Source organism: Stenotrophomonas sp., from assembly GCF_050737575.1.
GTDB lineage: Bacteria > Pseudomonadota > Gammaproteobacteria > Xanthomonadales > Xanthomonadaceae > Stenotrophomonas.
On sequence record NZ_JBOHXW010000003.1, the window covers coordinates 414515 to 434574 of the forward strand.

The 20060-nt window shown below is 64.3% G+C and carries 23 protein-coding genes, 1 tRNA gene and 1 riboswitch; of the genes, 19 read left to right on the forward strand and 5 right to left on the reverse strand.

Going from position 1 to position 20060, the window contains the following annotated elements:
- Positions 1–29 precede the first annotated feature (29 nt).
- The 5 genes from ACREP4_RS07965 (at position 30) to purU (ending at position 4992) form a co-directional block, all read left to right on the forward strand.
- On the forward strand, positions 30–1049 hold the full coding sequence (locus ACREP4_RS07965) for a ribonucleotide-diphosphate reductase subunit beta (protein WP_431595639.1): 1020 nt from the start codon (positions 30–32) through the stop codon (positions 1047–1049).
- Positions 1050–1463: 414 nt separating this feature from the next.
- Positions 1464–1868, forward strand: a complete 405-nt coding sequence (locus ACREP4_RS07970) for an acyl-CoA thioesterase (RefSeq protein WP_431595640.1) — start codon at positions 1464–1466, stop codon at positions 1866–1868.
- 11 nt (positions 1869–1879) lie between these two features.
- Positions 1880–2743 (forward strand): NAD-dependent protein deacetylase, encoded by an 864-nt coding sequence (locus tag ACREP4_RS07975; RefSeq protein WP_431595641.1) that lies wholly within the window; start codon positions 1880–1882, stop codon positions 2741–2743.
- Positions 2744–2816: 73 nt separating this feature from the next.
- Positions 2817–3920 (forward strand): NADH:flavin oxidoreductase/NADH oxidase, encoded by a 1104-nt coding sequence (locus ACREP4_RS07980; RefSeq protein WP_431595642.1) that lies wholly within the window; start codon positions 2817–2819, stop codon positions 3918–3920.
- 220 nt (positions 3921–4140) lie between these two features.
- The gene (purU, locus tag ACREP4_RS07985; RefSeq protein WP_431595643.1) at positions 4141–4992 is read left to right on the forward strand and encodes a formyltetrahydrofolate deformylase; all 852 of its coding nucleotides are present in this window, start codon (positions 4141–4143) and stop codon (positions 4990–4992) included.
- A 234-nt stretch (positions 4993–5226) separates the two neighbouring features.
- Here purU and pncA read toward each other — a convergent pair whose 3' ends face one another.
- Positions 5227–5850, reverse strand: a complete 624-nt coding sequence (gene pncA, locus ACREP4_RS07990) for a bifunctional nicotinamidase/pyrazinamidase (RefSeq protein ID WP_431595644.1) — start codon at positions 5848–5850, stop codon at positions 5227–5229.
- 101 nt (positions 5851–5951) lie between these two features.
- Between pncA and ACREP4_RS07995 the strand changes: the two genes are divergently transcribed.
- Positions 5952–6653 carry an MgtC/SapB family protein gene (locus tag ACREP4_RS07995; RefSeq protein WP_431595645.1) on the forward strand — a complete coding sequence of 234 codons (702 nt, stop codon included), beginning with the start codon at positions 5952–5954 and terminating at the stop codon, positions 6651–6653.
- A 134-nt stretch (positions 6654–6787) separates the two neighbouring features.
- Here the strand turns inward: ACREP4_RS07995 and metE are convergent, their stop codons facing one another.
- Positions 6788–9076, reverse strand: a complete 2289-nt coding sequence (gene metE / locus ACREP4_RS08000) for a 5-methyltetrahydropteroyltriglutamate--homocysteine S-methyltransferase (RefSeq protein WP_431595646.1) — start codon at positions 9074–9076, stop codon at positions 6788–6790.
- A gap of 202 nt (positions 9077–9278) precedes the next feature.
- Positions 9279–9515, reverse strand: a riboswitch (cobalamin riboswitch).
- 147 nt (positions 9516–9662) lie between these two features.
- Positions 9663–9995, reverse strand: coding sequence for an SMR family transporter (locus ACREP4_RS08005; protein WP_431595647.1), 333 nt, complete (start codon positions 9993–9995; stop codon positions 9663–9665).
- Here ACREP4_RS08005 and ACREP4_RS08010 point away from each other — a divergent pair.
- From ACREP4_RS08010 to ACREP4_RS08035, 6 genes are all read left to right on the forward strand, one after another.
- A complete protein-coding gene (locus tag ACREP4_RS08010) occupies positions 9994–10155 on the forward strand; it encodes a hypothetical protein (RefSeq protein WP_431595648.1) in 162 nt (53 codons plus the stop codon). The two genes, ACREP4_RS08005 and ACREP4_RS08010, sit on opposite strands and share 2 nt — an antisense overlap.
- 37 nt (positions 10156–10192) lie before the next feature.
- Complete coding sequence (locus ACREP4_RS08015) at positions 10193–10540, forward strand: DUF3307 domain-containing protein (RefSeq protein WP_431595649.1); 348 nt, start codon at positions 10193–10195, stop codon at positions 10538–10540.
- A 106-nt stretch (positions 10541–10646) separates the two neighbouring features.
- A complete protein-coding gene (gene dusA, locus ACREP4_RS08020) occupies positions 10647–11654 on the forward strand; it encodes a tRNA dihydrouridine(20/20a) synthase DusA (RefSeq protein ID WP_431595650.1) in 1008 nt (335 codons plus the stop codon).
- A gap of 265 nt (positions 11655–11919) precedes the next feature.
- Positions 11920–12306: a PepSY domain-containing protein gene (locus tag ACREP4_RS08025; RefSeq protein ID WP_431595651.1), complete on the forward strand. Its 387-nt coding sequence runs from the start codon at positions 11920–11922 to the stop codon at positions 12304–12306.
- Between the two features lie 72 nt (positions 12307–12378).
- Entirely contained in the window at positions 12379–13062 is a 684-nt protein-coding gene (locus ACREP4_RS08030) for a response regulator transcription factor (RefSeq protein WP_004136763.1), read from the forward strand.
- A 21-nt stretch (positions 13063–13083) separates the two neighbouring features.
- Complete coding sequence (locus tag ACREP4_RS08035) at positions 13084–14511, forward strand: ATP-binding protein (protein WP_431595652.1); 1428 nt, start codon at positions 13084–13086, stop codon at positions 14509–14511.
- A 159-nt stretch (positions 14512–14670) separates the two neighbouring features.
- Here the strand turns inward: ACREP4_RS08035 and ACREP4_RS08040 are convergent, their stop codons facing one another.
- Positions 14671–15456, reverse strand: coding sequence for a zinc-dependent peptidase (locus tag ACREP4_RS08040; protein ID WP_431595761.1), 786 nt, complete (start codon positions 15454–15456; stop codon positions 14671–14673).
- Positions 15423–15719: a hypothetical protein gene (locus ACREP4_RS08045; RefSeq protein ID WP_431595653.1), complete on the reverse strand. Its 297-nt coding sequence runs from the start codon at positions 15717–15719 to the stop codon at positions 15423–15425. Before ACREP4_RS08045 ends, ACREP4_RS08040 begins: the two co-directional genes overlap by 34 nt.
- Before the next feature lie 116 nt (positions 15720–15835).
- Here ACREP4_RS08045 and birA point away from each other — a divergent pair, with 116 nt between their 5' ends.
- The 7 genes from birA (at position 15836) to ACREP4_RS08080 (ending at position 20060) form a co-directional block, all read left to right on the forward strand.
- Positions 15836–16801, forward strand: coding sequence for a bifunctional biotin--[acetyl-CoA-carboxylase] ligase/biotin operon repressor BirA (birA, locus tag ACREP4_RS08050; RefSeq protein ID WP_431595654.1), 966 nt, complete (start codon positions 15836–15838; stop codon positions 16799–16801).
- Positions 16798–17535 carry a type III pantothenate kinase gene (locus ACREP4_RS08055; protein ID WP_431595655.1) on the forward strand — a complete coding sequence of 246 codons (738 nt, stop codon included), beginning with the start codon at positions 16798–16800 and terminating at the stop codon, positions 17533–17535. Before birA ends, ACREP4_RS08055 begins: the two co-directional genes overlap by 4 nt.
- A gap of 9 nt (positions 17536–17544) precedes the next feature.
- Positions 17545–18315, forward strand: coding sequence for an SPOR domain-containing protein (locus ACREP4_RS08060; protein ID WP_431595656.1), 771 nt, complete (start codon positions 17545–17547; stop codon positions 18313–18315).
- 72 nt (positions 18316–18387) lie between these two features.
- Positions 18388–18463 (forward strand) — tRNA-Thr (locus ACREP4_RS08065).
- Positions 18464–18860: 397 nt separating this feature from the next.
- A complete protein-coding gene (locus ACREP4_RS08070) occupies positions 18861–19271 on the forward strand; it encodes a PAAR domain-containing protein (protein WP_431595657.1) in 411 nt (136 codons plus the stop codon).
- The gene (locus ACREP4_RS08075; protein ID WP_431595658.1) at positions 19271–19717 is read left to right on the forward strand and encodes a DUF4123 domain-containing protein; all 447 of its coding nucleotides are present in this window, start codon (positions 19271–19273) and stop codon (positions 19715–19717) included. The genes ACREP4_RS08070 and ACREP4_RS08075 overlap by 1 nt, the downstream gene beginning before the upstream one ends.
- Positions 19707–20060, forward strand: a complete 354-nt coding sequence (locus ACREP4_RS08080) for a hypothetical protein (protein ID WP_431595659.1) — start codon at positions 19707–19709, stop codon at positions 20058–20060. The genes ACREP4_RS08075 and ACREP4_RS08080 overlap by 11 nt, the downstream gene beginning before the upstream one ends.

Here is a 20060-nt window from a genome sequence, read left to right on the forward strand (position 1 = left end):
CGCTTTAACCAGGAACTCAAGGAACCCCCATGTCGGCAAAACCCAACCAGATGCTGCTTGATCCCGGCTTCGAGCTGACCCTGCGTCCGATGCGTTACCCGGACTTCTACGAGATGTACCGCAACGCGATCAAGAACAGCTGGACCGTGGATGAGATCAACTTCCAGATCGACATCACCGACCTGCACCAGAAGATGACGCCGGCTGATCGCCATCTCATCCATCGCCTGGTGGCGTTCTTCGCCACCGGCGATTCCATCGTCTCCAACAACCTGGTGCTGAATCTGTACCAGCACCTCAATGCGCCGGAAGCGCGCATGTACCTGTCGCGCCAGCTGTATGAAGAAGCGCTGCATGTGCAGTTCTACCTGACCCTGCTGGACAACTACCTGCCGGATCCGGAAGAGCGCTTCAAGGCGTTTGATGCGGTGGAGAACATCGACTCGATCAAGAAGAAGGCCGACTTCTGCTTCAAGTGGATCGACTCGCTGCAGGGCATCACCCGCATCGAAACCCGCGATCAGCGCCGCCAGTTCCTGCTCAACCAGATCTGCTTTGCTGCCTGTATCGAAGGCCTGTTCTTCTTCGCCGCGTTTGCCTACGTGTACTACTTCCGCTCGCGCGGACTGCTGCCGGGTTTGGCGTCGGGCACCAACTGGGTGTTCCGCGACGAAAGCTGCCACATGGACTTCGCATTTGAATGCGTGCGCACCATCCGTGCCGAAGAGCCGGACCTGTTCGACGCGAAGATGGAGCAGGAGGTCTACCAGATGCTGGCCGAAGCCATCGAGTGCGAAGTGCAGTTCGCCGAGGACGTGCTGTCCGGCGGCGTGGCGGGCATCTCCACCCGCGACATGCGCCAGTACCTGGAGCACTGTGCCGACAATCATTTTGCAAAGTTGGGCATGGCCCGGAAGTACAACGTGCGCAACCCGCTGCCGTTCATGGAATTGCAGGATGTGCAGGAGCTGACCAACTTCTTCGAGCGCCGCGTCTCGGCGTATCAGGTGGGCGTGCAGGGCGAAGTGTCGTTCGACATGGCGTTCTGATCACAGCGTTTGCACGGTTGCATGACACGGACGCCCCGGTGCGAAAGCCCGGGGGGTTCTGTTTCGGGACGGCATTGATCCGAAGGGACGCACGTAGGAGCGGCCTCGGCCGCGAAGTCAGTGCCCTGGCAGGAGTTACCTGTCCTGCAATCACATGCGCCGTCATGTCAGCGCGGGAACGTTGCATCACCGGATCGCAGGAGTGCCCGGTAGTCCCCCGCATTCCTGATTTCGCGCCCAAAGGCGCTCCTACGGATTGCGTTGTTCTTGGTGGCTTTGTGGAACGCTATCTGTCCGACGATGTGCTTCGCGGCCAAGGCCGCGCCGATGTACTGCTGTGCATCGTCACCCCGCATACACCGGCTGCACAGTGGGGCGGGCGTATCATTCCGGCATCCTTTGAAGGCTGCCGCCATGACCCAGATGCTCGACACCCATCCGCCCATTGAAATCCGCATGGCCGAGATTGTGTTCCCCAACCACACCAACCACATGGGCACGCTGTTCGGTGGTCAGGCGTTGGCATGGATGGATAAAGCGGCATTTCTGGCAGCGGCGCGTTATTCGCGTCACACGGTGGTGACCGCGCGTTCGGACCAAGTGGATTTCAAACTGCCGATCCGCGTTGGGCAGATGGTGGAAACCATTGGTCGTGTGGTGCGGGTGGGGCGCAGTTCGATGAGCGTGGAAGTGGAATTGGTGACGGAAGATCTGCTCACCGGTGAGCGCAAGCTGTGCACCAAGGGTACCTTTGTGATGATCGCGCTCGATGCCGACGGTCAGCCGACCACCGTTCCGCCGCTGCCTCGGCAGGACTGAAGCCTGCCGCGATGAGCCTCTCGCCGTTTCCCAGCAGCCAGCGTCTGTCGCCGGCGGTGATCACTGAGCTGCCGGCGTTCATCGCCCGGCACCGGCGCTTGTTCGTGGTGACCGGCGCTGGTTGCAGCACCGATTCGGGCATCCCCGATTACCGCGACGCTGACGGCCAGTGGAAGCGCACGCCGCCGGTCACCTACCAGGCGTTCATGGGCGAGGCCGCCACGCGGCAGCGCTATTGGGCACGCAGCCTGCTGGGCTGGTCCACGTTCGGTCGCGCGCAGCCCAACACCACGCATCACGCGTTGGCGGCGCTGGAAGCCGATGGCCGCATCGAGTTGCTGTTGACCCAGAACGTGGATTGCCTGCACCAACGTGCCGGCAGCCAGACGGTGATTGATCTGCACGGGCGGCTGGATCAGGTGCGCTGCATGGGCTGCGAGGCGCGTTCCTCACGCGAAGCGCTGCAGCAGCGGCTGCTTGACGCCAACCCGGGCTGGGATGCGCTGGATGCGGGTATCGCCCCGGACGGTGATGCCGATCTTGAAACGGACTTTTCCAGGTTTCGCGTGCCGGCGTGCCTCCAGTGCGGCGGCGTTCTCAAACCGGACGTGGTGTTCTTCGGTGAAAACGTGCCGCGCGAACGGGTGGCGGCGGTGCATGCGCACCTGCAGCGGGCCGATGCGGTGTTGGTCGTGGGCTCGTCGTTGATGGTGTATTCGGGTTTTCGCTTCGTCGATGCAGCGGCCAAAGCCGGTTTGCCCATCGCAATGGTGAATCTGGGCCGAACCCGCGCCGACGCATTGCTGTCGCTGAAGGTCGAAATGCCCTGCGCGCAGGCGCTGGCGTTCCTGCTCGACGGCACCAATACGCAGTGATCCACCACGCCGGTTGAAACGGGCGCGGCGTCGGCGTGCAATGGCCGCCTTCTTTTTCCCCGGACCACCCCACGTGAGTCAGCTCTTTTCGCCCTTGTCCCTGGGCCCACTTTCGCTTTCCAACCGCATCGTCATCGCACCGATGTGCCAGTACTCGGCAGAGGATGGCCAAGCCACGGATTGGCACACCATTCACCTCGGGCAGATGGCGCAATCCGGCGCCGGCCTGTTGATCCTGGAAGCCACCGCTGTGCTGCCGGAAGGGCGCATCAGCTGGGCCGATCTTGGCCTGTGGGACGACGCCACCGAAGCGGCGCTGCGCACCGTGCTGGGTTCGGTGCGGCGCTGGTCGAAGATGCCGATCGGCGTGCAGCTGGCACACGCCGGGCGCAAGGCGTCCACCGCACGTCCGTGGGATGGCGGCAGCGCCATTGCCCCGGACCAGACGCACGGCTGGCAGGTGATGGCGCCGTCCGCACTGCCGTATCTGGCCGGCGAACCGACCCCGCAGGCGTTGGATATCGCCGGTATCGATGCCGTGGTCGAGGCCTTTGCCGAAGCCGCGCGCCGTTCGGTGCGGCTGGGCGTTGATCTGATTGAAATCCATGCCGCGCACGGCTATCTGCTGCACCAGTTCCTGTCGCCGCTGAGCAACCAACGCAGCGACGAATACGGCGGTTCACTGCAGAACCGCATGCGTTTGTTGTTGCGCGTGCTCGAAGCAGTGCAGGCGGCGGTGCCGGCGAATGTCGCGGTGGGCGTGCGCATTTCCGCCACCGATTGGGTCGAGGGTGGTTGGGACGTGGCGCAGAGCATCGAACTGGGCAAGGCGCTGGAAGCACGCGGCAACCACTTCCTGCATGTGTCCAGCGGCGGTCTGGACCCGCGCCAGCAGATTCCGGTGGGGCCGGGGTATCAGGTGCCGGCGGCCGAAGCGATCAAGGCGCAGATCAGCACGCCGGTGATTGCGGTGGGGTTGATCACCGAACCGGCACAGGCCGAGGCCATCGTCGCCGAAGGGCGTGCCGACGCCATCGGTATCGCCCGCGGCATTCTCTACGACCCGCGCTGGCCGTGGCATGCGGCCGCGGCACTGGGCGCGCATATCAGCGTCTCGCCGCAGTACCTGCGCTGCGAGCCACATGAAGCGCGTGGCGTGTTTGATATCGGGAAGTAAGCGAAGGAAGAGGCAACCCTCCCTTCGCGGTGCGAGAGGGAGGGAGGGAGTAAACGCGCGCCAACTCGGCAATCACGCCGATCCCGGAGAACTGCCCCCTTCCTTTCGCGTAGCGAAGGGGAGGGTTGGGGACGGGTAGCGTTGGCGTTGGGCATGCCGCGTTGGTTGCAGCTGTTATTGACCGGGCAGGCCAGCGGCCGGCTCTACTAGAATTGCGCGGATGCGCCCTGACTTCATCCTCACCCTGTCCTGCCCGGATCGTACCGGCATCGTTTACCGCGTTTCCGGCCTGCTGTTCGATGCGGGCTGCAACATTCTGGATGCCCAGCAATTCGGCGACGAGGAAAGCGGCCGCTTCTTCCTGCGCGTGCATTTCGACACCGCCGACAAGGGCGACGTGCCGGGCGTGCGCACGCGGCTGCAGGCACTGGGTGAGGAATTCAGCATGCACTGGGAGCTGCACGACGCACGACGTCGCGCACGCTTGCTGGTGCTGGTCAGCAAGCAGGGCCACTGCCTCAATGATCTGTTGTTCCGCACCCACAGCCGTCAGCTGAAGGTGGATATCGCCGGGGTGGTGTCCAATCACGCCGATTTCAGTGCACTGGCCAGCTCCTACGGTGTGCCGTTCCATCATCTGCCGGTGGACGCGGACAACCGCGCGCAGCAGGAGCAGCAGATCATCGACCTGGTCGAACGCGAACGCATCGACCTGGTGGTGCTGGCGCGCTACATGCAGATCCTGTCACCGCGCCTGTGCCAGGCGCTGGCCGGCCGCGCGATCAACATCCATCACAGCTTCCTGCCCAGCTTCAAGGGCGCGCAGCCGTACCATCAGGCGCACGCACGCGGGGTCAAGATCATCGGTGCCACTGCGCACTACGTGACCTCCGACCTGGACGAAGGCCCGATCATCGAGCAGGACGTCGCGCGCGTTGACCACGCCATGACCCCGCGCGACCTGGTGCAGCTGGGCAGCGACACCGAATCGCAGGTACTGGCCCGCGCGGTACGCCGCCATGTGGAACACCGCATCGTGCTGAATGGGCATCGCACGGTGGTGTTCCGCTGAGTTGGGGCGGGGAGTAGGGAGTAGGGAGTAGGGAGCGGGGAATGACACTAACCGCAGCTCACGCCGAAGTCGAAGCTTAAGGTGAAGCCGAAGCCGAAGCCGATGCCGATGCTGAAGTCGAGGTTGAAGTTGAAGCTGAATTTCCATCCCTTCCCCCGCCTGCGGGGAAGGTGCCCGGAGGGCGGATGGGGGGAGCTTTGGCTTTAGCCGTTGCCTTTACTCACTCCTCCCCGCTCACTCCTCGATCTCAACCCCACCCTCACTCAACGCAATCCGCACCGCCGCATCGTTGCTCGCTGACACCGGTCGCGTCAGTTCCCACAGAAAGCGCACGCGGAAGCCGCTGATCGCCGCATCCTGCGCACTCCACAGCACGCAGTAGTCGCGCGCCAGGCCGCAGACGTGCACCTCGGTGATGCCGCGTTCGTGCAACCAGCCGGCCAGGCCGGTGACCGGGCGATCACCACGCGGACCGAAGTTCTCACGGAACGCGCTGTACGAATCCACCTGTTGATCGCTGCCTTTGCGCAGGATCAGGTTGGCGCTGTTCCAATCCACGCGTGGATCCAATTCAGCACCGGCGCTGCCCTGCACGCAGTGGTCCGGCCACAGCGTCTGCGACTGGCCGTGCAGGGTGATCACTTCCAACGGCTTGTGACCGTGGTGCTGGCTGGCGAACGATGCATGGTCGTGCGGATGCCAGTCCTGCGTGGCCACCACGGTGGCGTACTGGCGCGAGGCCAGCAGCGCGGCAATGCCCGGGACGATGGCGTCGCCCTGATGGCACGGCAGCGCGCCGCCAGGCATGAAATCCGGCTGTAGATCCACCACCAGCAACGCTATGTGTTTTGCGAACATCCACGGTTTCCTGACGCGGGGGTGTGCACAGTCTACGACTACGGCTTGGCCGGGTCTGGATGACACGCTGCGACCCGGCCTGCGGAAAGGAGAGGCGAGCGATGATTTCCTGGTCGGAAATGGGGCTGCGGCTGTTGCTGGCAGCGGTGTTAGGCGCGGTGATCGGCATCAACCGGGGGCGGCTTGAATGGGCGGCGGGGCTGCGCACGCACATGCTGGTCTGCGTGGGATCGGCGCTGGCCATCATCGTTTCGGCGTTCGGTTTCAACGACGTATTGGGCCGCCCAAACGTGATGCTCGATCCCTCGCGCATCGCCGCACAGGTGATCAGCGGCGTCGGCTTCCTCGGGGCAGGGACGATTCTGTTCCTGCAGCGCGAACAGGTGATCCGCGGCCTGACCACCGCCGCCGGCCTGTGGGCCGTGGCGTCGGTCGGCCTCGCCGCAGGCGCCGGGCTGTATCTGGCAGCGCTGATGACCACCGCGCTGCTGTGGGCCATCCTGGCGCTGCTCAAGCCGCTGGAGCAGCGCTATCTGCGCCGTCGCGCACGCACGGGTCGGTTGCGCCTGCGCCTGGCCGAAGGCACCTCGCTGGCCAAGGTGCAGGCCGCTGCCGAGGACGCGGGATTGCCGGTAAAGCGCATCACCCTGCGGCGTCGTGATGAAGGCAATGACATTGTCGATATCGACTGCGATCCACCGCCCACGCGTGAGCAGTTGCTGGACAAGGCGCAATTGCTGGGGGCAGTGGAGGGCGTGGTTTCGGTGGAATTGGCTGGGCAGGAGCGCATGCCGCAACGCTGATGTCGCACATCGCGTGCTGCGTCGTGCTTCCACATGAAGTGCGCAATCACTTGGGCCGAGGTTCTCGCTCACCCGGCGACATGGAATTTTTATGCAGCGCGAAGAAAGGCCCGGCTTTCGCCGGGCCTGGGGACTCACGCCACGGCACGCTCATTGCGCAGCGTGCGCGCCGCATCCACCATCGCTTCGAGCGCGGCGCGGGTTTCGTCCCAGCCACGGGTTTTCAGGCCGCAATCCGGATTCACCCACAGTTTCTGCGGTGGCAGCACGGCGCTGGCTTTGCGCAGCAGCGCCACCATTTCGGCGGTATCTGGCACGCGTGGCGAATGGATGTCGTAGACACCCGGGCCGACCTGGTTGGGATAGTCGAAACGCGCGAACGCATCCAGCAGTTCCATGCGCGAGCGCGAGGTCTCAATCGAGATCACGTCGGCATCCAATGCCGCTACCGCTTCGATGATGTCGTTGAACTGCGCGTAGCACATGTGGGTGTGGATCTGTGTTGCATCGACCACGCCGCTGGCGCTGATGCGGAATGCTTCCACCGCCCAATCCAGATAGTGCTGCCACTCGGCACGACGCAGCGGCAGGCCTTCGCGCAAGGCGGGTTCGTCGATCTGGATGGCGCGGATGCCGGCCGCTTCCAGGTCACAGACTTCATCGCGCAGCGCCAACGCGATCTGCCGGCAGGTGTCGGCACGCGATTGATCATCGCGCACGAACGACCACTGCAGCACGGTCACCGGGCCGGTGAGCATGCCCTTCATCGGCTTGTCGGTGAGCGACTGCGCGTACTGCGACCAGCGCACCGTCATCGGCACGGGGCGGCTGACATCGCCATAGATCACCGGCGGTTTCACGCAGCGTGAGCCGTAACTCTGCACCCAACCGTTGCCGGTGAACGCGAAGCCGTCGAGCTGTTCGCCGAAGTACTCGACCATGTCGTTGCGCTCGAACTCGCCATGAACCAGCACGTCCAGGCCGATCTGTTCCTGCACGCGCACGCAGTGCTCGGTCTGCGCCGCAAGGAAGGCGTCGTAGTCCGCGGCGGTGAGCTTGCCGGACTTGTGCCGCGCCCGCGCTTCGCGCACCTCCTGCGTTTGCGGGAACGAGCCGATGGTGGTGGTGGGGAAGGCGGGAAGACGCAGCGCCTGTGCCTGCTGCAACTGACGTTGCGCATGCGGCGTCGTGCGCACGGCGTCGGCGGCGACCAGCGCGCTCAAACGATTTTTGACTTTGGTGTTGTGCACGCGCGGCGAGCGACGGCGTGACTCGATGGCCTCGCGTGCCTGCGCCAGTGCAGGGTCGGCACTGGCGTTGCCATCGAGTGCGTCGGCCAGCGTGCGCAGTTCCTGCAGCTTCTGTCGCGAGAACGCGAGCCAGCTGCGCAGTTCCGTATCGAGCTTTTTCTCCAGCGTGAGATCCACCGGGCAATGCAGCAGCGAGCAGGACGGTGCCAGCCACAGTTTTTCCGGCCCGCGATGGCCCAGTGCGTAGCGTGCAAGGATCAGTGCATTGTCCAGCGGGCTGCGCCAGATGTTGCGGCCGTTGACCACGCCCAGCGACAGCACGCGCGAGGCGGGCAAGGCGCGCACTACTGCATCAAGCTGCTCGGGCGCGCGCACCAGATCCACATGCAGGCCTTCCACCGGCAAGGTGGCGGCAAGTGTGAGGTTGTCATCCAGCGCGCCGAAGTAGGTGGCCAGCAGGATGTCCGGGCGTGGCACGTCGGCCAATACGGCATAGGCATGCTCGAACGCGACGCGCGCGTCATCGTCCAGGTCCTGTACCAGCACCGGTTCGTCCAGCTGCACCCAGCTGGCGCCCAGCTGCTTCAGTTCGCCGAGCAACTGCACATACGCGGGCAGCAGGTTGTCGAGCAGGTCCAGCGGATTGCTGCCATCGGTGGTCTTGGACAGCAGCAGGAAGCTGATCGGCCCCAGCAGCACCGGGCGTGTATCGATGCCCAACGCGCGGGCTTCGCGGTACTCGGTCTGCGGCTTGTCGCCGCGCAGTTTGAACACCTGATCGCGCTGCAGCTCGGGCACCAGATAGTGGTAATTGGTATCGAACCACTTGGTCATTTCCAGTGCGTGCAGGTCCACACCATCGCGTTGCAGGCCACGCGCCATTGCGAAGTACGCCTCCAGCGGCGCCTGTGCGGCCAGTTGCCGATAACGCTGCGGAATCGCATCGAACAACACAGCGGTGTCGAGTACGTGGTCGTACAGGCTGAAGTCGTTGCTGGGCGGCACATCCACGCCGGCATCGTGTTGCAACTGCCAATGGCGTGCACGCAGTGCGGCCGCGCTGGCCTGCAGTTGTGCGGCATCGATTTCACCACGCCAATAGCCTTCCAGCGCGTGCTTGAGCTCGCGGCGTGCGCCGATCCGGGGGAACCCCAGGTTGGTAACGGTAGTCATGACTCTTTCCTCATTGCATGGGCATTGAGGAACGAAGGAACCGCGCGCCGTGCGCAGCTTTGCAGCCATGCCCGCCACGCCAGCGACCTTCGCCCCCGCGGGCGAACCGGAACTCATGGCGTGGACACGGAGCGCCGCCCCGCGCACAGGCAGGACAGCGCCGGCCGCCTCCCCGCGGAGACTCCAGGTCGAAACAGGGGACGGCAGTCCCCCGGCCGAGGCCGGTATTCGGGCTGATGGACGCGGGCGTGGTTGGCGCCTACCTATTGGCCGTCGCTTCCCGGGCGTTGGCCCAGTGCTGATGACGGCGGTCGTTTCCATTCACCGCTGCGGGGCAGCTCCGGAATGACAGGCCTTGCGGCCGGCTTCACCGGATTCCCGTTTAAATTCATCCCTTCATGCGGATAGAGGGATAAATACCTTTGGCGCGCACAAAATAGGCCGGGAAGCGGGGCAGGTCAAGGGCGGTGGAGCAGGGAGCGGGGAATGGGGAGCAGGGAACGAAGGATCGTGAGTGAGGCGGCAGAAACACCGGACGCCATTGCGCCTCCATTCCCTGTTCCCCAATCCCCGCTTCCCGCCTCATTCAATGTGCCGTAGAGCGCGAGAACACATTGATCACCACCACGCCGGCGCAGATCAAACCGATGCCGATCAACGCCGGCAGGTCGAGCTTCTGTTTGAACACGAACAGACCAATCAGTGAGATCAGCACGATGCCGACGCCAGACCAGATGGCGTAGGCAATGCCGGTGGGCACGGTCTTCATCACCATCGACAACAACCAGAAGCACACGCCATAACCCAACATTGAACCCAGCGTCGGCCACAAGCGGGTCATGCCGTCGGAGGCTTTCAACAACGAAGTAGCAAGCACTTCCAGAGCGATGGCGCAGGCCAGCAAGGCGTAAGCGTTCATGGGTATCGACAAGGCAGAAACGGCGCGAAATGCGCCATGGAAATTCTACGCTGCGCAACGTGGCGGCGCGGTCGGGCAGCCTCGCTATTGGCATTGCGAGCAGGTGTTGGATACGCAGCGTTGCCCAACCAACGGCACCTTCACGACGGGCTTCCATTAGTGCCAGACTCGGCCCTTCACCGGCCAACCATCTGCTGATGACTTCTTACGAGCTGCTACAGATGTTCGTGTTGTTGCTGGTCGCCCATGCCCTGGCCGACTACCCGTTGCAGGGCGAATTTCTGGCCAAGGCCAAGAGCCGCTTCATACCGGTCCCCGGGGTGCCGTGGTACCAGGCGTTGGGCGCGCATGCGTTGATTCATGGCGGCGCGGTGGCATGGATCACCGGCAGCTTGGTGCTTGGTGCGTTGGAAGTGATCTGCCACATGCTGATTGACGATCTCAAATGCGGCCATCGCATCAGCTACAACGTCGACCAGCTGCTGCATGTGATGTGCAAAGTGCTGTGGGTTGCGCTGATCCTGTTTTTCCCGGCGTTGCCCTGAGCCGGGCGGGCATATCCGGCCATGGTTCAGGCGCTTCGTTTACTCTTGGCAGCCCCTCAACCTGCTCCGGTGCTGCCCTTCAGGCCGCCGAGCTGATCCAGTGCCCATGATTCCGCCGTCCACCTCCGACCGCTACGCCGCCTCGCTGCGCCTTTCCGTTGCCCCGATGATGGATTGGACGGACCGGCATTGCCGGGTGTTTCACCGCATTCTGGCGCCCGGCGCGCGGTTGTATACCGAGATGGTGCATGCCAATGCGGTGATTCACGGCGACCGTGAGCGCCTGCTGGGTTTTGATGCGGCCGAACAGCCGCTTGCCCTGCAATTGGGTGGCAGCGATCCGGCGGCGCTGGCGCAGGCCGCGCGCATTGCCGCCGATTGGGGCTATGACGAGGTCAATCTCAACTGCGGCTGTCCCTCCGACCGCGTGCAGGCCGGCCGTTTCGGCGCCTGCCTGATGCGCGAGCCGGCGCTGGTCGCCGAATGCGTGGCCGCGATGGTGGCGGCGGTCGATATCCCGATTACGGTCAAATGCCGGCTGGGCGTGGACGAAGACAACGATTACGACCAGTTCGCCGCCTTTGTGGACCGCCAGGCGCAGGCCGGCGCGGCGATGGTGGTGGTGCATGCCCGCAACGCCTGGCTCAAGGGCTTGTCGCCCAAGGAAAACCGCGAAATCCCGCCGCTGCGCTACGACTGGGCCTACCGGCTGAAGCAGGAGCGGCCGTCGCTGCCGGTGGTACTCAATGGCGGCATCGCCACGGTGCAGGCTGCGCAGGACCACCTGCAGCAGCTCGATGGCGTGATGCTGGGCCGCGCCGCTTACCACGATCCCTACGTGCTGCACGCGCTGGAAGCGGCCCAGACCGGCATGGCGCTGCGCTCGCGCGAGGCCTTGTTGGCCGAAATGCGGCCCTATCTCGAAGCGCGGCTGGAGAGTGGGCTGGCGCTGAAGCACATCACCCGACACCTGCTGGGCTTGTTCCACGGGCAGCCGGGTGGGCGGGCGTTCCGTCAGGTGCTGAGCGAGGGCGCGCACCGTCCGGGCGCGGGCTGGGCCTTGCTGGAGCAGGCACTGCAGGTCACGCGCACGCAGGCGGCGCGGGTCGCCTGAGCCAGATCGGGGGCCGATTGCCCCGGATCAGTGCAGTCCTAAGTTCGCTTCGGGAAAGCTGAACAGGCAGGCGAGAGGGAGGTTGGCTGGGCGTATTTGTCCGGCCAAATTGCTGAACGAGCTGCAGGTCGAGCTGCGGAGTTCAGATCGGATTCACCCCTAAAAATCAAGAATTTGCCTTGATTTCGCTGGGGTCGGCGTCGAAGTTGAACGGCGGCTTTTACGAATTTTGAACGTTGCCTCGCAGTCCGCTAGGATCACTCCCATGCACCCGCTCCAGCATCGCCGTTTGCTCATCGCACTTGCCGCCACGTTGATCGTGGTTGGTCCGGGCGTGGTCGTCGCCTCGGCTCAGCAGCCAGCGCCGCCGGTCCGCCCGCAGGAGATCGTGCGCGGCCCCGAAATGGGGGCCGACCGCGTGGCGCGACAGGAGCACGGTCGTTCGTTGTCCGATGCGGTCCGCCGCGTGCAGCGCGAGACCGGTGGGCGCATCCTTGGCGCCGAGCGTGTGCCGTACGACGGCCGCGACATCAATCGGGTCAAGTACATGGATGACCGGGGACGTGTGCGTTATATGGATGATCCTCAGCCCAGCCGCTCAGGTCCGCGCGGCCCCCGGGCAGAGTTGCCACCACGCGGCGATAACTCCTGAACAGCGATAGTTGTTCCGCGTTCCGCATACAAACGCCGGCACTCAGCCGGCCCAAGTTACTAGGGAGAGTTCATGCGTATCCTTCTGGTTGAAGACGAAGCCCCGCTGCGGGAAACCCTTGCAGCCCGCCTGAAGCGCGAAGGTTTCGCAGTGGATGCGGCGCAGGATGGCGAGGAAGGCCTGTACATGGGCCGCGAAGTGCCGTTCGACGTGGGCATCATTGATCTGGGCCTGCCGAAGATGTCGGGCATGGAGCTGATCAAGGCGCTGCGCGACGAGGGCAAGAAATTCCCGGTGCTGATCCTGACCGCGCGTTCGAGCTGGCAGGACAAGGTCGAGGGCCTGAAGCAGGGCGCCGACGATTACCTGGTCAAGCCGTTCCACGTCGAAGAGCTGCTGGCCCGCGTCAACGCGCTGCTGCGCCGCGCCGCTGGCTGGTCCAAGCCGACGCTGGAATGCGGCCCGGTTGCACTGGACCTTGCCGCGCAGACCGTGAGCGTGGCCGGCAGCAATGTCGACCTGACCAGCTACGAGTACAAAGTGCTCGAGTACCTGATGATGCATGCCGGTGAACTGGTCTCCAAGGCCGACCTTACCGAGCACATCTATCAGCAGGATTTCGACCGCGACTCGAACGTGCTGGAGGTCTTCATCGGCCGTCTGCGCAAGAAGCTCGATCCGGATGGCGAGCTGAAGCCGATCGAAACCGTGCGTGGTCGCGGTTATCGTTTCGCGATTCCGCGCAACGAGGGCTGAGCCCCGTAGGGGCAGCGCGGTATGTCGAGCCGTCAGTGGCTATTGAAGCGTTGGCGGCCTCGCTCCCTGCAGGCTCGCCAGCTGCTGGCTGCCTCCGTGGGCCTGGTCGCGTTTCTGGCGTTGGCCGGTTACGCGCTCAACGCGATGTTTGTCGACACCGCGCGCGCCAACCTCAGTGAGCGCCTGAAAAACTATGCCACCGCCTATGCCGGTGGCATCGATTTCACCCGCGACCGCTCGCTGTATATCCGCGAGCAGCCGCCGGATCCCCGTTTCGACATCCCCGGCAGTGGTCTTTACCTGCAGGTGGTGATGCCGGGCGGCTACGGCAATTCCATGTCCGCCGAAGGGCCGATGTTGCCCGACGTCAGCGGCCACATGCTCAAGCCGAACGAGGAAGTCTTCGAGGGCCCGTTGCCGATCATCCAGATCGACGGCACGCCCGGCGAGGTCTATCGCTACGGCATGGGCCTGATCTGGGGCGGCGATGGCGCGCCCGAAGCCGAGTTCCCGTACACCATTTATGTGCTTGAGGATTCCCGCGCGCTGGGCAAACAGCTGCGGGTGTTCCAAGGCGCGGTGTGGTTCTGGCTGGGTGTGACCGGCTTGATTCTGCTGTTGCTGCAGACGCTGGTGCTGCAGTGGAGCCTGCGTCCGCTCAAACGCGTGATCAACGAGCTGACCAAGGTGCAGCGCGGTGAGCGCGAGCGCATGAGTGAAATGCATCCGCGCGAACTGGAACCGTTGACCGAAAGCATCAACGCCTTCATTGAAAGCGAGCGCGAAAATCTGGAGCGTCAGCGCAATACGCTGGCCGATCTGGCGCACAGTCTGAAGACGCCGTTGGCCGTGCTGCGCACGCAGCTGGACAGCGGCAACAGCAGCGACCAGGAACTCCGTGAGGAAGTTGGCGTGCAGTTGCAGCGCATGAACAATCTGGTGTCGTACCAACTGGCGCGTGCGGCCTCCTCGGGCCACAAGTTGTTCTCCGCACCGGTGCCGATCGAGGCCAGCGCGGAGGAAATCGTGCGCGGTCTGGAAAAGGTGTACGCCACCAAGGGCGTGCTGTGCGAGTTCGATCTGGAGCCCGGCGTCAATTTCTATGGTGAGCCGGGCGACCTGCAGGAGTTGCTCGGCAATCTGCTGGAAAATGCCTTCAAGTGGGCCAATCGTCGCGTGCTGCTGACCGCCAAGCCGATTGCCGGCACCTCCGGTCGCCGCGCGGGCCTGGTGTTGGCGGTGGACGATGATGGCCCCGGCATTGCCGAGGACAACATCGCCAAGGTGCTGCAGCGTGGTGTGCGCGGCGATGAGCGGGTGCAGGGCCACGGTATCGGTCTGTCGATCGTGCAGGACTTGATCAAAGCCTATCGCGGTGAACTGCAGGTCAAGCGTTCGCCTGAACTGGGCGGCGCGCGTTTTGAAGTGACCTTGCCGCCGGGAATTTAAGGCCGGCGGTGGATAGCGCCGAGCGATGCTCGGCTGAAGCTTCCTCGGTAATGCTTCAGCCGCGCATGGCTCGGCTCTACATTTGTTTGCTGTGTTTCAGTCGGTGGGCGGCACGTTGCGGACGGGGAGTTGCTGCTGTTGTAGCCCAACGAATGCAACTCACTTTCCGACCGTCAAAACCCCATACAGCCGCCGCAGATGCGCGGCGATCACCGGCATCTCCTGCTCCAATACCTGCGGGGCGGAGAAGTAGTACTCACTGACCACGGCAAAGAATTCTTCCGGCGCTTCGGCGGCGTAGGGATCGATGGCGGTTTCCTGCTCGGCATCCACCTGCGCGCAAAATTTGTCGTAGTGCTGCTGGAAATCGTGCGCCCACTGCCGCTGCCATTCGCGCGGCAACGGCGGCGTGCCGTCCATTGCGCCGTCGAGTGCGTCGAGCTTGTGCGCCATTTCATGCACCGCCACGCAGAAGCCCGCATGCGGATCGGCGATGTCGGCCTGCACGTCGGCCCAGGACAGAATCAGCGGGCCGCTGTCCCAGGACTCGCCGATCAACTCGTCGTCCCATTCGTGCAGCACGCCCGCCGCATCGATATGACTGCGCTGCACGCGGAAGGCTTCCGGGTAGACGACCAGCTCCGACCAGCCATGCAGCCCCTCGCGGCCGAATTCCATCAGCGGCAGGCAGCACAACGCGGCCAGCAACATGCGCTGACCGGCATCCAGTTCGAGACCGGCGACGGGTGTGATGGTTTTCTGCTGCAGAAACAGCGCGGTCAATTCACGCAGCTTGGCTGCCTGCGTTGGCGGCAGGGCGTGCAGCCACGGGCAATGACGGCAGGTATCGCGCCAGAGGGTTTCATCGAGAACCGGCGGGGTGCGCTGCAACCAGCGCAGGAACGACTGGATCAGCGGAACATCCCGGGCAACATGCGGTGCCAGCGCGGTGCGCGCAGGCGGGGAATGATGTCGTCGTCGCTGCCGCCGCCGGTGGTCTGGGTGGGCTTGGGCTTGTTGACCGTGGCCGCTGCCGGGGTCGAGTTGGCGATGTTCACCGAGGCGGCCGGAACCGCCACGCGCTCCACTTCGGCCGGCGCATAGCTGCAGCCGCTCCGGCCGGTGCCGTCGAGCGCTTCTGTAGCCTGCGCTGCAACTGGCACCAGCAACAGGATCAGGCAATGAGCGAGGTGGCGCATCGTCAACATCCGGGGGCAGGTGAGCTCCCGATTCTAGCCTGCTTTTTCGCCCGAATTGGATCGCCGGCTGGGCGCCCCGAAAGGCATGCCGCATAATTTCGTGATCTGTTGTGAGGAAGCTGCCTGTGGATGACCGCCAATTGCTGGCCAAGCTGGGCGCCGGTGCGTTGTCCGGCGATGCCTTGGCGCGTGAGCTGGGCTTGACCCGAGCCGCAGTATGGAAGCGTATTCAGGGCCTGCGTGCCGCTGGCGTGGAAATTGAAGGCCGCGCCGGCGACGGTTACCGGTTGGCGCAGCCGCTGGAATTGCTGGCCCCCGCGCTCATCCGTGCGGCCCTGACTGCCGACGTGCAGCCGCTGCTGGCGGATCTGGAGATCGGCTGGTCAATGGCCTCCACCAACACCGAATTGTTGCAGCGCAGCGCGCCTTTGCGCGGCGTTGAGGTTTTGTTGGCCGAACGCCAGACCGGTGGCCGTGGTCGTCGCGGCCGGCATTGGGCTTCGCCGCTGGCCGCGCATATTTATATGTCACTGTCGCGCGCGTTCGCCGGCGGCCTGTCGCGGATGGGCGGGCTGAGCCTGGCCATGGGCGTGGCGGTGGTCGAGGCGTTGCACGCGCAGGGCTTTCAGGGCGTTGGTCTGAAGTGGCCCAATGACGTGGTCATTGAAGGGCGCAAACTCGGCGGGTTGTTGGTGGAAGGCGGCGGTGAGTTCGCCGGGCCGGCGCGGGTGGTGATCGGCCTGGGCTTGAACGTGCGTATGCCGTCGGTGGCGGCAGCGGACATCACCCAGCCGTGGACCGATCTGGATTCACTGGCGGGCCGCCAGGTGTCACGCAATGCGGTGGTCACGGCCTTGCTGTCAGCGCTGCTGCCGGCACTGGAACAGTTTGAACAGCACGGCCTTGCGCCGTTCCTGCCGCGCTACGCGGCGATGGATGTACTGCACGGCCGCACGGTGCGTGTGGAAGAAGGGGGCGTGATGCATGAAGGGGTTGCCTGCGGGCTGGCCGAAGACGGTGCGCTGAAAGTGCGCATCGGTGAACGCGAAACCTGTTTCCATGCCGGCGAAGTCAGCGTGAGGGCGACATGAGCGATTGGTTGTTTGACCTCGGAAATTCGCGCTTCAAATTCGCGCCGTTGCACGGCACGGCTGCTGGCAGCGTGCAGGCCTGGGCGCACGGCGCCGAGAGCATGACCGCCAGCGCGTTGGACGCCTTGCCGCAAGGCGATACCGCATGGGTCGCCAGCGTTGCTTCGGCGGCGTTGACCGAAGAGGTGCTGCGCGTGCTGGGACAGCGTTTCGCGCAGGTAAGGATGGCGCGCACGTTGCCGCAATGCGCAGGCGTGACCGTGGCGTATGCGCACCCGGAGCGCTTCGGCGTGGACCGTTTTCTGGGCCTGCTGGCGGCGGTGCAATTGGGCAAGCCGGTACTGGTCGTCGGTGTTGGAACGGCACTGACCATCGACTTGCTGGATGCGGACGGCTTGCATCGCGGCGGCCGCATCGGTGCATCGCCGACGGTGATGCGCGAAGCGCTGCACGCGCGTGCGGTGCAGTTGCCAGCAACCGGTGGCGACTATGCTGAGTTCGCCAGCGATACCGCTGACGCATTGGCGTCCGGCTGCGATGGGGCCGCGGTCGCGTTGGTCGAACGCAGCCTGCGCCAGGCGGGCGAGCTGCTCGGTACCGTGCCTGCCTTGCTGGTGCATGGCGGCGGCGCGGCGCCACTGTTGCCATTGCTGCCGGAGGCCGAACACCGGCCGACGCTGGTGCTGGATGGTCTGGCACGCTGGGCGGTGCATCACCCCATCGCGGAACGGTAGGATCACGCCATGCTGACCCGTTTCCTGATTGTCATTCTTGCCGTCCTCAATGTTGGCGTCGCGCTGTGGTGGATGACGTCCCGCCCGCCCGAACCGGCTGCGGCCTCCCGTGCCGAGCCGGGCGTGGCCACGTTGGAACTGCTGAAGTCGCCGCCGCCGGGTACGCCTGCTCCCGCCGTTGCCGCAGCCACCCCGATCGCGCCATCCGAGCCGCCACTGGTCGCGGTGGAAACCGGTAAAGAGAACGTTGCCGAGGTTGCGCCGCCGGAAACCAAACCGGAGCCGCCGCTGGCTGCCGTCGCGGAACCCGCGCCGCCCGCCCCCGAACACTGCAGCAGCCTGGGGCCGTTCGCCGACCAAGCCGCTGCCCGCACCGCGCTCGCCGCATTAGGCAGTGACGTGCGCCGCCAGCACCTGCGTGAAGTGCCGGGCAAAGCCGCCAGCGGCTATCGGGTAATGATTCCGCCGGCGGCTTCGCGCGAAGAAGCACAGGCCACGGCCAAGCGCATCGTCGATGCCGGCTTCAGCGATTATTTCGTCGTCGCGCAGGGCGAGGATGCCCATGCCGTGGCGCTGGGCCAGTACCGCAACCGCGAAGGCGCCGAGCGGCGGCTGTCGACGCTGGTGGCCGCCGGCTTCCCGGCCAAGCTGGTGCCCAACGGCGCCGAGACCCCGGCCAGCTGGTGGCTGGACGTCGCCAGCACCGCCGTCCCAGCCACGCTGAAGCAGCGTGCCAGCGCCGCGCAGCAACACTCCCTGAACTGCGCGCGTCTGCGCTAGAATGGCGCCCGCATCGCGCGCCGCGTCCCGGCCCGATGCCGGCGAACCCAGAGTTTCGCCCGCACCACCCACGCCGCTTTAGCTCAGTTGGTAGAGCAACTGTCTTGTAAACAGTAGGTCATCCGTTCGATTCGGATAAGCGGCACCATTCTTCGGCTCCATGACGTTCCATCACGTGCATGGCGCCGCAATCAACCCGCCGGATTGGCGGGTTTTTTTGTGCGTGCGATTTCCAAATTCATGTGGGTGTTTTGCGAATGTGCGGGATGCATGTGGCGTCGTTGTTCATCGGCAACTGCGGCTGCTGATTCTTCGGTAGCTGATCGAGGTTTGATAGGCCCGTTGTTGCATCCAGCACGCTCTCGCTGCTGCGTTGCAAATGCAGTTTCCGGCATGGCCGTCGGCTCAGGGCTTTGGCTCCATCGAGCAACGTCTGGCTGAGCGCTGCATCTCAATGCAAGCCAATCCATGCAGGATGCTTGTTCTGCCTTGCTGACGCATAAGCGCGTCGGTAGGGTGCTTTGCGCTGTGTCAGGGATTTGACGATGCGCATGTTGATTGTGGTGGGCGACCGTACGACGGGTGGTGGCAGCGTCATCACCGGAACGATGGAAACCGACATTGATGGCAAGCCCGTTGCCCGCATGGGTGACAAGGCCACCTGTCCAAAGCACAAGGGAATATTCCCGATCGTCAGCGGCGATCACACACTGGTGATTGATGGGCAGCCAGTCGCACGACATGGCGACAGCCTGGCTTGCGGATGTACGTTGCTCTCCGGGAAGCAGCGGTTGGTCTTTATCGACAGCGGTGCGGTTGCAGGTGCGGGTGCGGCAAGCCCGTCAGCTAGTTCCGTCGCCGAACTATCTGTGACCGTTAACGAGCCCGTCAGTGAAATCTGCGAAGCCTGCCTTCTGGCTGCTGCGCAGAAGGGCACTGCGTTTCTGGGGCGCTGATGATGAACCGATATCTCATCGTTGATTGCGGCGTGCGTGTTGGTGCCGCTCAGACGCTTCGCTTCCACGCGCATGACATGCCGCATCGCTCGTTGTTCGACGGGCAGCCGGAGCAGGCGCATGCCGATGTGGGGCCGTGGCTGGTGCAGTTGGACAGTGGTAACTCACTTCACGGCTGGTTGAACGCGCTTGAGGGGACCGGTGCCCGCATTCCGTGTGTCACGCAGCTGATCACGGAGCAATCATTCGATGCAGTGTTTGCACACCTGCAGGGTCTCCTGGATATGCGGCTTTCCGACGGAAAACCTGCCGTGCTCCGCTTCTATGATCCACGCGTCATGAAGCGGCTGGAATGGATACTCACCGTGCAGCAGTTCGCTGACCTACTCGCGCCCTTCCAGGAGTGGTCAACGAAAGTAGGAAGGTATAGCCGACATGCCGATTGAACTGACCGCGCAGCAGGAGGCCTTGTTGCGCCTCCCCGAGCCAGATGGATTCACGCTTCGCCTTGCGAACGAATTTCGCCGCGATATCCCGCAGGACGTGGCGGGAATGAATGATGCGCAGTTGCTTGAGGCGGTGCGTAGCTCGTACGACTTCGCTACCTACGAGCTGCACATCACCCGCATTCCCACCTTGGTGCGCTGGGTGGAGCTGGATGTCATCTCCAACGGCGCCTTGCGTAACGAGCCGGCCGTACAACTGAGAATCAAGGCAGCGGCGAATCCAAGTCTGGCTGCAGAAGATCTGCTGACGGTTCTGCTGGCCCAAACACGCTGGAGTGATTGA